Source organism: Streptomyces sp. NPDC018610 (genome assembly GCF_044391765.1).
Classification (GTDB): Bacteria; Actinomycetota; Actinomycetes; order Streptomycetales; family Streptomycetaceae; genus Streptomyces.
This window is the reverse complement of sequence record NZ_JBISAL010000008.1, coordinates 157627-170515: the sequence shown is the minus strand read 5'-3', so window position 1 is coordinate 170515 and position 12889 is coordinate 157627. Positions and strand designations below refer to the sequence as shown.

Annotated in this window: 15 protein-coding genes; 1 reads left to right on the top strand and 14 read right to left on the bottom strand. The window is 71.2% G+C overall.

Going from position 1 to position 12889, the window contains the following annotated elements; translation table 11 throughout:
* Positions 1-27 precede the first annotated feature (27 nt).
* The 10 genes from tatC to ACH5A8_RS21510 form a co-directional block, all read right to left on the bottom strand.
* Positions 28-927 (bottom strand): twin-arginine translocase subunit TatC, encoded by a 900-nt coding sequence (gene tatC / locus ACH5A8_RS21555; RefSeq protein ID WP_399004243.1) that lies wholly within the window; start codon positions 925-927, stop codon positions 28-30.
* Positions 928-1022: 95 nt separating this feature from the next.
* Positions 1023-1313: a Sec-independent protein translocase subunit TatA gene (gene tatA / locus ACH5A8_RS21550; protein ID WP_396318974.1), complete on the bottom strand. Its 291-nt coding sequence runs from the start codon at positions 1311-1313 to the stop codon at positions 1023-1025.
* A 257-nt stretch (positions 1314-1570) separates the two neighbouring features.
* The gene (locus ACH5A8_RS21545) at positions 1571-1765 is read right to left on the bottom strand and encodes a hypothetical protein (RefSeq protein ID WP_360965639.1); all 195 of its coding nucleotides are present in this window, start codon (positions 1763-1765) and stop codon (positions 1571-1573) included.
* A 255-nt stretch (positions 1766-2020) separates the two neighbouring features.
* Positions 2021-2314: a hypothetical protein gene (locus tag ACH5A8_RS21540; protein ID WP_399004241.1), complete on the bottom strand. Its 294-nt coding sequence runs from the start codon at positions 2312-2314 to the stop codon at positions 2021-2023.
* Positions 2311-3432 (bottom strand): helix-turn-helix transcriptional regulator, encoded by a 1122-nt coding sequence (locus ACH5A8_RS21535; protein ID WP_399004240.1) that lies wholly within the window; start codon positions 3430-3432, stop codon positions 2311-2313. Before ACH5A8_RS21535 ends, ACH5A8_RS21540 begins: the two co-directional genes overlap by 4 nt.
* Positions 3433-3451: 19 nt before the next feature.
* Positions 3452-4429, bottom strand: coding sequence for a helix-turn-helix transcriptional regulator (locus tag ACH5A8_RS21530; protein WP_399004238.1), 978 nt, complete (start codon positions 4427-4429; stop codon positions 3452-3454).
* Positions 4430-4565: 136 nt separating this feature from the next.
* Positions 4566-4937 carry an FKBP-type peptidyl-prolyl cis-trans isomerase gene (locus ACH5A8_RS21525; protein ID WP_399004236.1) on the bottom strand — a complete coding sequence of 124 codons (372 nt, stop codon included), beginning with the start codon at positions 4935-4937 and terminating at the stop codon, positions 4566-4568.
* Between the two features lie 238 nt (positions 4938-5175).
* Entirely contained in the window at positions 5176-6195 is a 1020-nt protein-coding gene (locus ACH5A8_RS21520) for an FKBP-type peptidyl-prolyl cis-trans isomerase (protein ID WP_399004234.1), read from the bottom strand.
* Between the two features lie 234 nt (positions 6196-6429).
* Entirely contained in the window at positions 6430-7791 is a 1362-nt protein-coding gene (pafA, locus tag ACH5A8_RS21515; protein ID WP_062672158.1) for a Pup--protein ligase, read from the bottom strand.
* 9 nt (positions 7792-7800) lie between these two features.
* Positions 7801-9069 (bottom strand): MFS transporter, encoded by a 1269-nt coding sequence (locus tag ACH5A8_RS21510; protein ID WP_399004232.1) that lies wholly within the window; start codon positions 9067-9069, stop codon positions 7801-7803.
* Positions 9070-9199: 130 nt separating this feature from the next.
* Between ACH5A8_RS21510 and ACH5A8_RS21505 the strand changes: the two genes are divergently transcribed.
* Positions 9200-10216, top strand: a complete 1017-nt coding sequence (locus tag ACH5A8_RS21505; protein ID WP_399004230.1) for a LacI family DNA-binding transcriptional regulator — start codon at positions 9200-9202, stop codon at positions 10214-10216.
* A gap of 64 nt (positions 10217-10280) precedes the next feature.
* Here ACH5A8_RS21505 and prcA read toward each other — a convergent pair whose 3' ends face one another.
* The 4 genes from prcA to ACH5A8_RS21485 form a co-directional block, all read right to left on the bottom strand.
* Complete coding sequence (gene prcA, locus ACH5A8_RS21500) at positions 10281-11030, bottom strand: proteasome subunit alpha (RefSeq protein ID WP_399004228.1); 750 nt, start codon at positions 11028-11030, stop codon at positions 10281-10283.
* A gap of 61 nt (positions 11031-11091) precedes the next feature.
* Positions 11092-11937 (bottom strand): proteasome subunit beta, encoded by an 846-nt coding sequence (gene prcB, locus ACH5A8_RS21495; RefSeq protein WP_399004226.1) that lies wholly within the window; start codon positions 11935-11937, stop codon positions 11092-11094.
* Positions 11889-12401: an endonuclease VII domain-containing protein gene (locus ACH5A8_RS21490; RefSeq protein ID WP_399004224.1), complete on the bottom strand. Its 513-nt coding sequence runs from the start codon at positions 12399-12401 to the stop codon at positions 11889-11891. The genes prcB and ACH5A8_RS21490 overlap by 49 nt, the downstream gene beginning before the upstream one ends.
* Positions 12402-12530: 129 nt before the next feature.
* Complete coding sequence (locus ACH5A8_RS21485) at positions 12531-12749, bottom strand: ubiquitin-like protein Pup (protein ID WP_019986142.1); 219 nt, start codon at positions 12747-12749, stop codon at positions 12531-12533.
* Positions 12750-12889 lie beyond the last annotated feature (140 nt).

The window sequence follows — 12889 nt, the reverse complement described above, 5'->3', positions numbered from 1 at the left end:
GCGGCCGGCCGGAGACCGTGGGGTGGCTCAGGTCACGTCGTCGTAGCCGTTGACCCGTTCCGGACCGGACTGCTCGGGCAGCGAGCGGCTGGCGCTGACCGGCTCGATCTCGCCGATGGCCTCGGGCGTGAGGTCCAGCTCGGAGGCCTCGTCGTCGGACAGGCCCGTCCCCTCGCGCCGGCGCCTGCGGCGGTCGTTGAGCAGGGAGAACGCCACGGCGATGAAGAACAGGGCCCAGATCGGCGCCGCCAGGGCCAGCATCGTGCCCGGGTCGGGGCTGGGCGTGGCCACGGCCGCGAAGGCCGCGATGCCGACGATCATGCCGCGCCACCAGCCGAGCATGCGCCGCCCGGACAGGATGCCGGTGAGGTTCAGCATGATCAGCAGCAGCGGCATCTCGAAGGCGAGACCGAAGACGACGACCATGCGGATGCTCAGGTCGAGCAGGTCGTCCAGCGGCAGCAGGTTCTCGGCGCCGCTGGGCGTCAGGTCGATCAGGAACTTCGCCGTCGTCGGCAGCACGTTGTAGGCGAGGTAGCCGCCGGCCAGGAAGAGCGGGAAGCCGAAGCCCACGAAGGCGTAGGCGTACTTCTTCTCGTTGCGGTGCAGACCGGGCGCCACGAACGCCCACAGCTGGTAGAGCCACACCGGCGCCGCCAGGACGATGCCGGTGGTCAGCGCGACCTTCAGGGCCAGCGTGAAGGGCGCCAGCAGGCCGCTGACGGTGAGGTGCGCGCAGTGGGCGTCCTTGGACTTCGCGAGCTGCCCGAACGTCTGCGGGCACCCGATGGAGTCCAGGACCGGCCTGGTGACGAAGTCGGTGATGTCCTTGTAGTAGAAGGCCGCCACCACTGTCACGACGAGGATCGCCAGGACACCCTTCGCGAGCCGGTTGCGCAGCTCGCGCAGGTGGTCCGCGAGCGGCATGCGCCCCTCGGGATCCCTCTCCTTCTTAAGGGCAGGCTTGAGCAACCCACTTCCTCATCTCGTGCAAGTGGACCGGAGAGGTCCCGGTCCTCGCGTCAGCGCTGGGTCGTCGTGTTCGTCGGCTCGCTGACCGGCCGGGAGCTGGTCACGTCACCGGGGGATGCCTGGATCGTGCGCTGCGCCTGCTGGGGCTGCTCCTCCTCCGGCTGGGCGGACGTGGAGGCCGCCTTGCCGTCGCCCTTCATGGCCTTGGCCTCGCTCTTCAGGATGCGCGCGGACTTGCCGAGCGAGCGCGCCATGTCCGGAAGCTTCTTCGAGCCGAAAACGAGGACGATCACGACAATCAACAGCACCAGGTGCCACGGCTCGAGTGCGTTGCGGAACATCAGTCTTCACCTTCTCACTGAGGCGGGGCGGCGGGTCCGGCCCGACGGGACGGGCAGGGGGCTGGCCATCATGCTGACAGCGATCGTATCGCCCGGGGATGAACGCGAGACCATCCCCACGTGTACTCGTGCCGTGCGGACCGTGCCTCGTGTCCCGGGCCGCGCGTAGAGCGTACCCAGGCGCGCGACCGCGGGTACAGGCCCGAGCACCCCACCGGACGTGACGTTCGGAACCTCACAGAAGTTCCCGGCCCGGCTCACCGGGGGTCGGCCGCCCGCGCCGCGCTCACCGCCGCCCGTTCCAGGTCCTCGGCCGCCCTGTTGATACGCCGTGCCGAGTCCGACACCTGCCTGCCGAGGCGTTGCGCCTCCAGGAAGACCCGGACCGCCAGCACACCGAGGACGGCTAGTCCCAGAAATCCCGCAGCTACCGCGAACATCGGCCACACCATGGCCCTGAGCCTAGACGGTCCGCGGGCGGTCCCGCGTGCAGCGGGGGCCGGCGGCCCGCCCCGGTCGGCGGGAGAGCGGACCTGGCGTCCAGGGACATTCTTGGCATCGGGTGTTGATCTTCATCCGATATCAACCCCGACCACGGGGAGCGGCCGCTGCCGATCCGCCGGGAGGCGGTGCGGACGGCCGGGTCACGGTGACGTGACCCGGCCTTTCGCTTGCCGGGCGCGCCCCGGAGGCCGACGGGCGGCGGCTCAGACGGCGCAGTGCAGCCGCAGGGTCCTGACCCCGCCGCTGGTGAGCAGCTCGACGATGCGTTCCCCGGCCGGCTTGCGGGCCGAGACCCCGCACGCCGGGCAGGTGAAGGAGTAGAAGGTGGTACGGCTGGTGGCGCCGACCACCAGCCGCAGCGCGCCGGCGTCGAGTTCGAAACGGGACCGGCAGTCCGGGCAGCACGCGCGGAACACCGCGGGAGCCACGTTCCGCATCCCCGCGAAGGCCGCCGCCACCGACATGTCCCGGTCCCCGGGTGCCGTCGACTCGTTCACAGCGCTCGCTCCTGTCTGTCGCCGCCCGGGACCGGCCCGGCCGATCCGCCGCGCACCCCGTGCCCCGCCCGCGTGTGGTCGGCGTCCTGGGCTCCGTAACCGGGTCCCGGGTCCCCGCCGACGCCGGTGTCCCCCTCGACGACGTCGTACGCCGCCAGGGCCTCGTGGGCCGCCTGCCGGGCGCTGTCGGCCAGCTCGCCGGGCGCCACGATCCGGCCGTCGCGGCCCAGGCGCAGCGCCAGCCGTCGGAGCGAGGCCGGATCGGGTGTGCGCAGGGTGATACGCAGACCGCCGTCGGGAAGCTCATCGGCGCTGTCGTGCGGGTAGTACTCGGCGACCCAGCGGCCTCCCGGGCCGACCTCCACGACGACCTCCGGGTCCTCCGCCGCGGGCTGCACCAGCGCTTCGGACAGGTCCCGCAGCTCCACCTCGGGCGGCGCGGACGGCTCGTCGAGGATCCTGATCTCGGCGACCCGGTCCAGCCGGAAGGTGCGGCGCGCCTCGGAGCGGCGGCACCACGCCTCCACGTACGTGTGGCCGACGCTGACCAGGCGGATGGGGTCGATCTCGCGCTCGGTGACCTCGTCCCGGGCGGGCGAGTAGTAGCGGATCCACAGCCGGCGGCGCTCGGAGATGGCCCGGTCGACGTCGGCGAAGACGCCGCCCTCCGACTCGAAGGTCACCGAGAGGCGGGAGCTGGCGCCCGCCGCCTCGCCGGCCGCGGTCTCCACCTTGGCCGTCGCCCGCAGCAGCGCCTGCCGGTCGCTCTCGCGCAGGCCCGGCAGGGTGGCCACCGCGCGGGCGGCGACCAGCAGGGCGGTCGCCTCGTCCGCGGCCAGCCGCAGCGGCTCGGCGGCGTCCGCGCCGAGCGCGGCCGGGTTGTGCCACCAGATCCGCTCGCCGTCGGTGTCGATGTCCAGCAGGTCGCCGCCGCGGAAGCTGGTGCCGCACATGGGCAGCACGTCGAGGTCGCTGACCAGCTCGTCCTCGGTGATGCCGAAGGCGCGCGCCACGTCCTCGATCCGGGCGCCGGGGCGCTCCCTGAGATAGGTCACCAGGGAGAGCATCCGCCGGGTCTGGTCGATGGCGTTCACGTGCCTGACCGGTTTGCCTGCCACAGTGTTTGCTCGCTCCCCCTCAGCCCTTGGCCACGGCGCGCAGCCGGTCCACCACGTCCGCCCGCAGCTCCGCGGGTTCCAGGACCACCACGTCCGGGCCGAACTCCACCAGCCAGGCGTCCAGCCCGTGCCCGTACGGGATCTCCAGCTCGTCCCAGCCGTCGCCGAGCTCCCGCACCGCTGTGGCCTTGGCCCGCAGCGGGTAGCCGGCGCCGGAGCGCAGCCGGATCCGCGCGGAGCGGTCGGCGATCTCGCCGGCCCAGCTCGCCACGGTCTCCCGGACGGTGACGACGTCGGGCACCGGGGCGGTGAAGGCGGCGCCGCGGGAACGGACCTTGCCGGTGATCCTCGACAGCCGGAACACCCGCTCGGCGCCGCGGTCGCGGTCGAAGCCGGCCAGGTACCAGTGACCGCGCCAGCACTCCAGCGCCCACGGCTCGACATGCCGGGTCTCGGGGCGCGCGGCGTTGGCCTTGCGGTAGTCGAAGGCGACCGGACGGCGGTCGCGGCAGGCCAGCATCAGCGGCTCGAAGGCGGCCTCGTGCACCGGGATGCGCGGCTCCAGCGCGCCGTGCGCCTCGAACGGGTCGACGTCCTCGAGCAGCCCGGCCGCGCGCAGCTTCTGCAGGGCGCCGCTGGCCGCTCCGGCCAGGCGCGCCTGCTGCCACACCTTGGCGGCCAGGCCCAGGGCCGCGGCCTCCTCGGCGTCCAGGGTGATGGGCGGCAGCCGGTTGCTGTCCCGGCGGGCCAGGTAGCCGATCTCGCCGTCCAGGCTCTCCACGGTCTCGATGACCAGCCCGAGCTCACGCAGGTCGTCCTTGTCCCGCTCGAACATGCGGTTGAAGGAGTCGTCGCTGCCCGGCGCCCCCTTGCCCGGCCCGGAGGCCTCGACGTAGGCCTCGATGGAGTCGCGCAGCTCGCGCTTGCTGAGCGGCCGTCGCGTCCCGAGCAGGCACAGCGCCAGGTTCATCAGCCGCTCGGCCTTGGCAATGGCCATCGATGCCCTTCGCCTTTCTGATGGTCCTTACGACCGTTGACCGTACCGCCCCGCACCTCGGTGGCAAAAGCCGAGGGCCCACGCCGGACAGGCATGGGCCCCAGGTGATCGGATCCGGTCCGACTCCGCTCAGGGATCAGACCCCGAGCAGGTCCACCACGAAGATCAGGGTCTCACCGGGCTTGATCGCCGGGGTGGGGCTCTGGTCGCCGTAGGCGAGGTGCGCGGGGATGGTCAGCTGGCGACGGCCGCCGACCTTCATGCCCTGCACGCCCTGGTCCCAGCCCTGGATGACACGGCCGCCGCCCAGCGGGAAGCGGAACGGAGTGCCCCGGTTCCAGCTGGCGTCGAACTCCTCACCGGTGCTGAAGGCGACGCCCACGTAGTGGACGGTGACGGTCTGCCCGGCCTGCGCCTCGGGCCCGTCGCCCTCCCAGATGTCCTTGATCTCGAGGTCCGCCGGGGGCTCGCCGCCCGGGAAGTCGATCTCGGGCTTGTCGATGCTCACGTCTCAACGCTCCTGCTCGTGTACGACACTTGAACCCTCCCCCGCCGAAAGCGGGGGATTCCTGGCTCAAGCAGCTCGTCCGCTCGGCGAGCGGACGAGTCTGACGCTCTCAGCACCAGCCGGGACGGAACCTGCCCGGTTGCCCGTTAGAGCAAGGAATGCGTACGTGCCTGGCCGGCGACGCACGGTATCCAGCCTATCGAACCACGTGGCGGTCCCCCGCCCGTCGAGCGACCCGCTACATCGCCGCCAGGATGTCCACCGAGAAGACCAGCGTGGAGTCCTTCTTGATGCCGCTGTTCGGCGGCGGGTTGTCGCCGTAGCCGTCGGCCGGCGGAATCACGATCAGGACGCGGCTGCCGACCTTCTTGCCGGTCAGCCCCTTCGCCCACCCCGGGACGACCTGCTGGAGGGAGAAGGAGGTCAGCGCCTTCCTGCCGTACGTCGAGTCGAACTCCTTGCCGCTGTCCCACAGCACGCCCTTGTACTGGACGAGCACCGTGCTGTCCGCCTTGACCACGGCGCCGTCGCCCTCGATGACGTACTCGGCGGCCAGCTTCTTCGGCGCGGCGCCCTTCGGGACGGTGATCTCCGGGGCGGTGCCGTCGGTGGCGGTGCCCACGGTCGGCAGGCTCGCGTCCTTCTTCTGCACCACCTTGCCCTTGGCCGAGCTCTTGGCGTTGAAGGCGTCCTGCACGTCGACGACGAACACCAGCGTGTCGGTGCCCTTGATGCCCGCCTGCGAGTTGCCCTGCGAGCCATACCCCCAGGTGGGCGGCACCGCGAACTGCACCCGGCTGCCGACCTTCTTGCCCGTGAGCGCGTAGCGCCAGCCGTCGATGATCGTGCCCTGGGAGAGCTGGATGAGCAGCGGCGTCTTGCGGTCGTAGGAGTTGTCGAAGACCTTCGCCGTGTCCCAGACCTGGCCGAGGTAGTGCGCCTGGACGTAGTCGTTCTCCGCCAGGGTGCGGCCACCGCCCGCGATCACCGTCTTGACGGCCAGGTCCTTCGAGGGCTGCCCGGCGCCCTTGGCCACGGTCGGCTTCTCGCCGAACTTCGTGCCCGCCGTGATCGCCGGCAGCGGACCGGAGACGATCTTCGGCGGCGGCGCGGCGGACGTGGCCGGGGCCGACGGCGTCGCCGAGGGGGCCGGGGAGGCGCTGTCGCTGGTCTTGCCCGAATCGGACTTGTCGCTGCCGCAGGCGGCCAGCGTGACCAGTCCCGCGGGTACGGAAAGCAGAAGAGAGCGTCGGCGCACTGTGGGGGCCTCGTAATCGGTCGATCCGGTGGATGGCGTGCGCGCTACCTTACTGACCATCGGACGCCGATACCGGCTGCGGCCCGCACCGGTTTCGGCCGGGAGACGGCGCGTCCTTCCCGAAACGACGCCGGGGCATGAGAAGGGCGCCGTACGCGAAACGCACGACGCCCGTACGGTCTTCCCGCGAGGTCCGCGGCAACCCGCTCTCACCGCATGCCGCTCACCTTCCGGTCACATTCCGGCGATGAGCTTCTCCACCCGGTCGTCCACCGAACGGAACGGGTCCTTGCACAACACGGTCCGCTGCGCCTGGTCGTTGAGCTTCAGGTGCACCCAGTCGACCGTGAAGTCCCTGCGCTGCTCCTGCGCCCGCCGGATGAAGTCGCCGCGCAGCCGGGCCCGAGTGGTCTGCGGCGGGACCGACTTGCCCTCGAAGATCTTCAAGTCGTTGCAGATCCGGGTGGCCTGACCCTTCTTCTCCAGCAGGTAGTACAGGCCGCGACGGCGGTGGATGTCGTGGTAGGCGAGGTCTATCTGGGCGACCCGCGGATGCGACATGGTCATGTTGTGCTTGGCCCGGTACCGCTCGATGAGCTTGTACTTCATCACCCAGTCGATCTCGGTGCCGATGCGGTCGAGGTCCTCGGCCTCGATCGCGTCCAGCGTGCGGCCCCACAGCTCCAGCACCTGCTCCACCGTGCCGGTGCGGATGCCGCGGCGCTCGCAGAAGTCCACCGCCTTCTCGTAGTACTCGCGCTGCACCTCCAGCGCGGACGCCTCCCGGCCGCTGGCCAGGCGCACCTTGCGGCGGCCGGTGATGTCGTGGCTGACCTCGCGGATCGCCCGGATCGGGTTCTCCAGGGTGAGGTCGCGCATCACCGTGCCCGCCTCGATCATGCGCAGCACCAGGTCGGTGGCGCCGACCTTCAGCAGCATCGTCGTCTCCGACATGTTCGAGTCGCCGACGATGACGTGCAGACGGCGGTAGCGCTCGGCGTCCGCGTGCGGCTCGTCGCGGGTGTTGATGATCGGCCGCGAACGGGTCGTCGCCGAGGAGACGCCCTCCCAGATGTGCTCCGCCCGCTGGCTCACGCAGTAGACGGCCCCGCGCGGTGTCTGCAGGACCTTGCCGGCGCCGCACAGCAGCTGCCGGGTGACCAGGAAGGGAATGAGGATGTCCGCGAGCCGGGAGAACTCCCCGTGCCGTGCCACCAGATAGTTCTCGTGGCATCCGTAGGAGTTGCCCGCCGAGTCGGTGTTGTTCTTGAAGAGGTAGACGTCGCCCGCGATTCCCTCCTCGTGCAGGCGTCGTTCCGCGTCTACCAGGAGTCCTTCGAGAATGCGCTCGCCGGCCTTGTCGTGGGTGACCAGTTCGGTCACATTGTCACATTCGGGTGTCGCATATTCCGGATGTGACCCCACGTCGAGATAGAGCCGGGCGCCGTTTCGCAGAAAGACATTGCTGCTGCGGCCCCATGACACGACACGGCGGAAGAGGTACCGCGCCACCTCGTCAGGCGACAGGCGGCGCTGTCCCCTGAACGTGCACGTGACGCCGTACTCGTTCTCCAGCCCGAAAATGCGGCGGTCCATGACTGAACATTACGCCCGATCCCCCGAGCTGAAACGGGGTTCGGCAGCACGATTTGGATCATTTTCCGATGAAGCCGCAACGACCGCCCCTCCGACGGGAGCTGCGAGGACCCGCCCCGTCGCCAGGAGCACCAGCAACGACACGGCCCCGGCCGCCCCCGGCACCGCGAACCCCCACAGCGCGCCGCCGGCCTGGACCACCGGACCCGCGGCCCCCGTCCCCACCGACGCCCCCACCGTGAACGTCGTCACCAGCCAGGAGAACGCCTCCGTCACCGTCCCGGCCGGCGCGTGCCGGTCCACGATGACGAACGCGCAGGCGATGCACGGCGCGAGGAACACCCCCGCGAGCGCCGTCAGCGCCACCATCGCCACCGCGCCCGGCAGCAGCGTCAGCGGCAGGTAACACACCGCCAGAAGGGCCACCAGCACACGCAGTCGCCGCTCGGGCGCGCCCGCCCACTGCCGCGCCCCGTACACGGTGCCGCCGGCCAGCGCGCCCAGCCCCAGCGCCGCCATCAGCCACCCGTACACCGCGTCGCCGCCGTGGCCGTCGGCGTACGGGACCGCCGCCACCGTGATGGAGCCCAGCGCCACGCCGACGAAGAGGAACGCGGCGAGCAGGGCCAGCAGGCCGGGCGAGCGCAGCGCCCCGAGCCAGTGCGCCTCCCGCGGCGCCGAACGCCAGGCCCGCGAGGGCGGCGACAGGACCACGCAGAGCGCGCCCAGCACCCCGAGCACGTTCAGCACCACCAGCGCCGCGCACGCCGACCACAGCGACACGCACAGGGTCACCAGCAGTGGCCCCACGGTGAACATGACCTCCTGCGCCACCGCGTCCATGGCGTAGGCGGTGTGCACCCGGCCCTCCCCGCTCAGGACGGAGGGCCACAGGGCGCGCAGACCGCCCTCCAGGGGCGGTGTGAACAGCCCGGCCGCCGCCACGGCCGGGTAGGCGAGCGCGCGCGGCTCGGCGCCGGTCAGGGCGAAGGCGGTCATCGCCAGGGCCGCCGCGACCGCCGCGGGCAGCTGCACCCGCGGCTGCCCGTACAGGTCCACCAGGCGTCCCAGCACGGGCTGCCCGACCGCGTTGGCGACGCCGTACACCGCCGCCAGCGCCCCGGCCAGGCTGTAGGTGCCGCCCTCCGCGCGCACGAACAGGACGATCGCGATCGCCGCCGTGGCGTTCGGCAGCCGCCCCACCAGCGTGCCGGCCAGCAGCCGGGCGGCGTGCCGCGTCCTGAGGATCTCCAGGTATCCCGCGAGTCCCGCCGCCATCGCCGGCCCTCCATGGTCAAGTGTTACGTATAACGTGTTCCGCCATACGTACCATGTGCGCTGTTCACAGTCCAGACGACCGGGAGTGGGCCGCAAGGCGCACGACCGCACGACGAGGAGCGGCCGCACGGTGGCACGAGAAAGCACACGGCCCACCAGCCGCGACGTCGCCCAGGCCGCCGGGGTCTCCCAGGCCGCCGTCTCCCTGGTCCTGGGCGACAAATGGCGCGGCCGCGTCTCGCAGGCCACCGCCGAACGGGTGCGCCGGGCCGCCGACGACCTCGGCTACCGGCCCAATCTGGCCGCCCGCAACCTCCGCCTCGGCCACACCCGGACCGTCCTCCTGGTCGTCCCGGCCCTCACCACCGAGTTCTTCGCCGGCGTCTACACCGGCGCCGCCCGCGTCGCCGCCGAGCACGGCTTCGGCGTCGTCCTCTACCCCTCCCCCGAGGGCATCGGCCCGGCGCGCAACCCCTTCGCCTCCGCCCAGGCCGCCCTGGACGGCGTCATCGCCTCCTCCATGGCGGCCGACGCCCTCACCGCGATCCGCGGCGACCGCCTCCCCCTGGTCATGCTGGACAGCGACCCCGACGGCAGCCCGGGCGCGGCGACGGTCAACCTGGACATCGCCGACGCCGTACGGCAGGTCGCCGCCCACCTGCTCGGACTCGGCCACCGGCGCTTCCTCCACCTGGCCGCGGACGTGCCGTCGTGGACCTTCGAGGTACGGGCGCGGGAACTCGAGGCACGCCTGGGCGCCGTACCGGGCGCGTCCCTGCGCACCGCCCGCGCCGCCATCGCCGTCGAGGACGCCCGGGCCGCCACCGAGGCCGCCCTGAGCGCTCCGGGGCCCCGCCCCACCGCCGTGGTCTGCGACGACGACAAGCTGGCCGTCGGGGCCTACAAGGCGCTGCGGCGCCTCGGTCTGCGGGTTCCCGACGACATCTCCGTCACCGGCGTCGACGACCTGGGCCTCGCCACCGCCGTCGACCCCGAGTTGACCACCGTCCGGCTGGACGCCGAGCTGTTCGGCGAGCACGGCATGCGGGCCCTCCTGGCCGTCCTGGACGGCCGTACACCCGACGGCGGGCAGATCCCGGTCGAACTCGTGGTGAGGGGCTCCACGGCCCCGCCGGGCGCCTCCTGAGACGCCGGGAGCCCCGGCCGTGACGTCGGCCGGGGCTTCCTGGGCGTGCGGGAGCGGACGAGGGTTACTCCTCGGCGTCCCCGTTGTCGTCGGAGTCCTGGGCGGTGTCCGCGGTCCCGCCCGCCAGCAGCCGGGACAGCTGACGTCCGACGATGCGCTTGAACTTGCGCTTCTGCGGACGCGTGCGGTCCAGCACCGCCACCTCCAGGCGCTCGGCGGGGATCTCCCGCTCGCTGCCGTTGGTGTCGCGGGACAGCGCCTGCACCGCCAGCTTCAGCGCCTCGGCCAGCGTCATCCCGTCCCGGTGACGCTGGTCGAGGTAGCCGCTGATCTGCTCGGCGTTGCCGCCGACCGCGACCGAGCCGTGCTCGTCCACGATCGAGCCGTCGTGCGGCAGCCGGTAGATCTGGTCGCCCTCCGGGGTCTCCCCCACCTCGGCGACCACCAGCTCCACCTCGTACGGCTTCTCCGCCGCGCTGGAGAAGATCGTGCCCAGCGTCTGGGCGTAGACGTTCGCCAGGCCCCGGGCCGTGACGTCGTCCCGGTCGTAGGTGTAACCGCGCAGGTCGGCGTAGCGCACACCGCCGATCCGCAGGTTCTCGTACTCGTTGTACTTGCCGGCCGCGGCGAAGCCGATCCGGTCGTAGATCTCGCTGAACTTGTGCAGCGCGCGGGACGGATTCTCGCCGACGAACACGATGCCGTCGGCATACTGCAGCACGACCAGGCTGCGGCCGCGGGCGATGCCCTTGCGGGCGTACTCGGCCCGGTCGGCCATGGCCTGCTGGGGTGAGACATAGAACGGCGTCGACACCGGTTATCCGTCCCTTTCTGTTGTGGTCACGGGATCACCCTGGACAAGAGACCGCCGCCGCCTACAGCAGCGCGGCCCGCGGACCGTCGGGCTGCTCCAGACGCCGCTGCAGCACCGATCGGGCGATCTCGGAGGACTCGTCGTCGGTCAGCCGGCGGAAGCCGTCATCGGTGATCACGGTGACGATCGGATAGATCCGGCGGGCGACATCGGGACCGCCGGTCGCCGAGTCGTCGTCTGCCGCGTCGTACAGGGCCTGGACCACCAGGGTGGTCGCCTCGGCCTCGGACAGGTCGTCGCGGTACAGCTTCTTCATGGCCCCGCGCGCGAAGACCGAACCGGACCCGGTCGCCGCGAAGCCGTGCTCCTCGCTGCGGCCGCCGGTGACGTCGTAGGAGAAGATGCGCCCCTTGTCGCGGTCCAGGTCGAACCCGGCGAACAGCGGCACCACGGCCAGCCCCTGCATGGCCATGCCCAGGTTCGAGCGGATCATGGTCGACAGCCGGTTCGCCTTGCCCTCCAGCGACAGCTGCGTCCCCTCCACCTTCTCGAAGTGCTCCAGCTCCAGCTGGAACAGCTTCACCATCTCCACCGCCAGACCCGCCGTGCCGGCGATGCCGACGGCCGAGTACTCGTCGGCCGGGAACACCTTCTCGATGTCCCGCTGCGCGATGACGTTCCCCATGGTCGCCCGCCGGTCGCCGGCCAGCACGACGCCCCCCGGGAAGGTCACGGCCACGATCGTCGTGCCGTGCGGCGCCTCGATCACCCCCTGGGTGGGCGGCAGCTGCCGCTTGCCGGGCAGCAGCTCCGGCTGGTGCTCGGCGAGGAAGTCCATGAAGGACGAGGAGCCAGGCGTCAGGAAGGCAGCCGGTAGACGCCCGGTGCTACGAGTGTTGGCTTCCACGCGATTCCTTCCACGTAAGCGGCGGCCCGCCTTATGGCGTCGGGCCGATCCTTGAACTGCCCCAGCGCGGCATTGCAGCTGAAGCACAGTACGCCACGGACCCTACCCGTCTCGTGGCAGTGATCCACATGCTCGGCTGGGGCAGCGAGGCAGATGCAACAGACGCCCCGTTGAGCCGCGATCATGGCGTCCCGTTCCACCGGGGTGAGACCGTACTTGCGCTTGTAGTAGCTGATCCGGTTCCGCTCGGCACGGCACTCGCGGCAGTAGCTCGACCAGCCGTCCGAGGAGGATTTGTTGCGCTCCCACTCGGAGTGCGGCTTCACCGTCTCGCACTGAGGGCACCGCTTGTACCCCCTCGGAACCGGCACCCTGACCCGCACAGACCTGCCCTTGGCCTCCTGGCGCTGCCGGTAGTACTCCGCAGAGCACTCCCGGCAGTACGCCTGGAGGCCGTCGCTCATCGCCCTGTTGCTCGCGAAGTCCGCGCGCGGTCTCTCCTTCCGACACCGCGCGCAGCGCTTCACGTCGTCCTGACCCCGCACCTTCCCCCCTCGACCTTCATTTCGAAGGTGAACCGGTCAACGGGACCCCTACTCCCCACCCTTCTGCACGAATGACCTCACGAAATCCTCAGCGTTGGACTCGAGCACATCATCGATTTCGTCCAGGACGTCGTCGACGTCGTCGCTCAGCTTCTCGTGGCGTTCCTTGAGGTCGTCGCTCGCCTGGGCGTCCTGCGCCTGCTCCTCGACCTCCTCGGTCGAGCGCGTGGCCTTCTGCTGCCCGCCGCCGGTGTCCTTGGTCGCCATAACCCTCACCCCGCTCAGTTCGGTTCGCCCGACATGGTCGGCATTACGGCCGATCGGTGATGATCAGACCCTACAAGCCGGGTCCGACATCGGCCCCGCACTTTCCGCAACGTGCGGGGGCCGTCTCGATGATTCCCGGA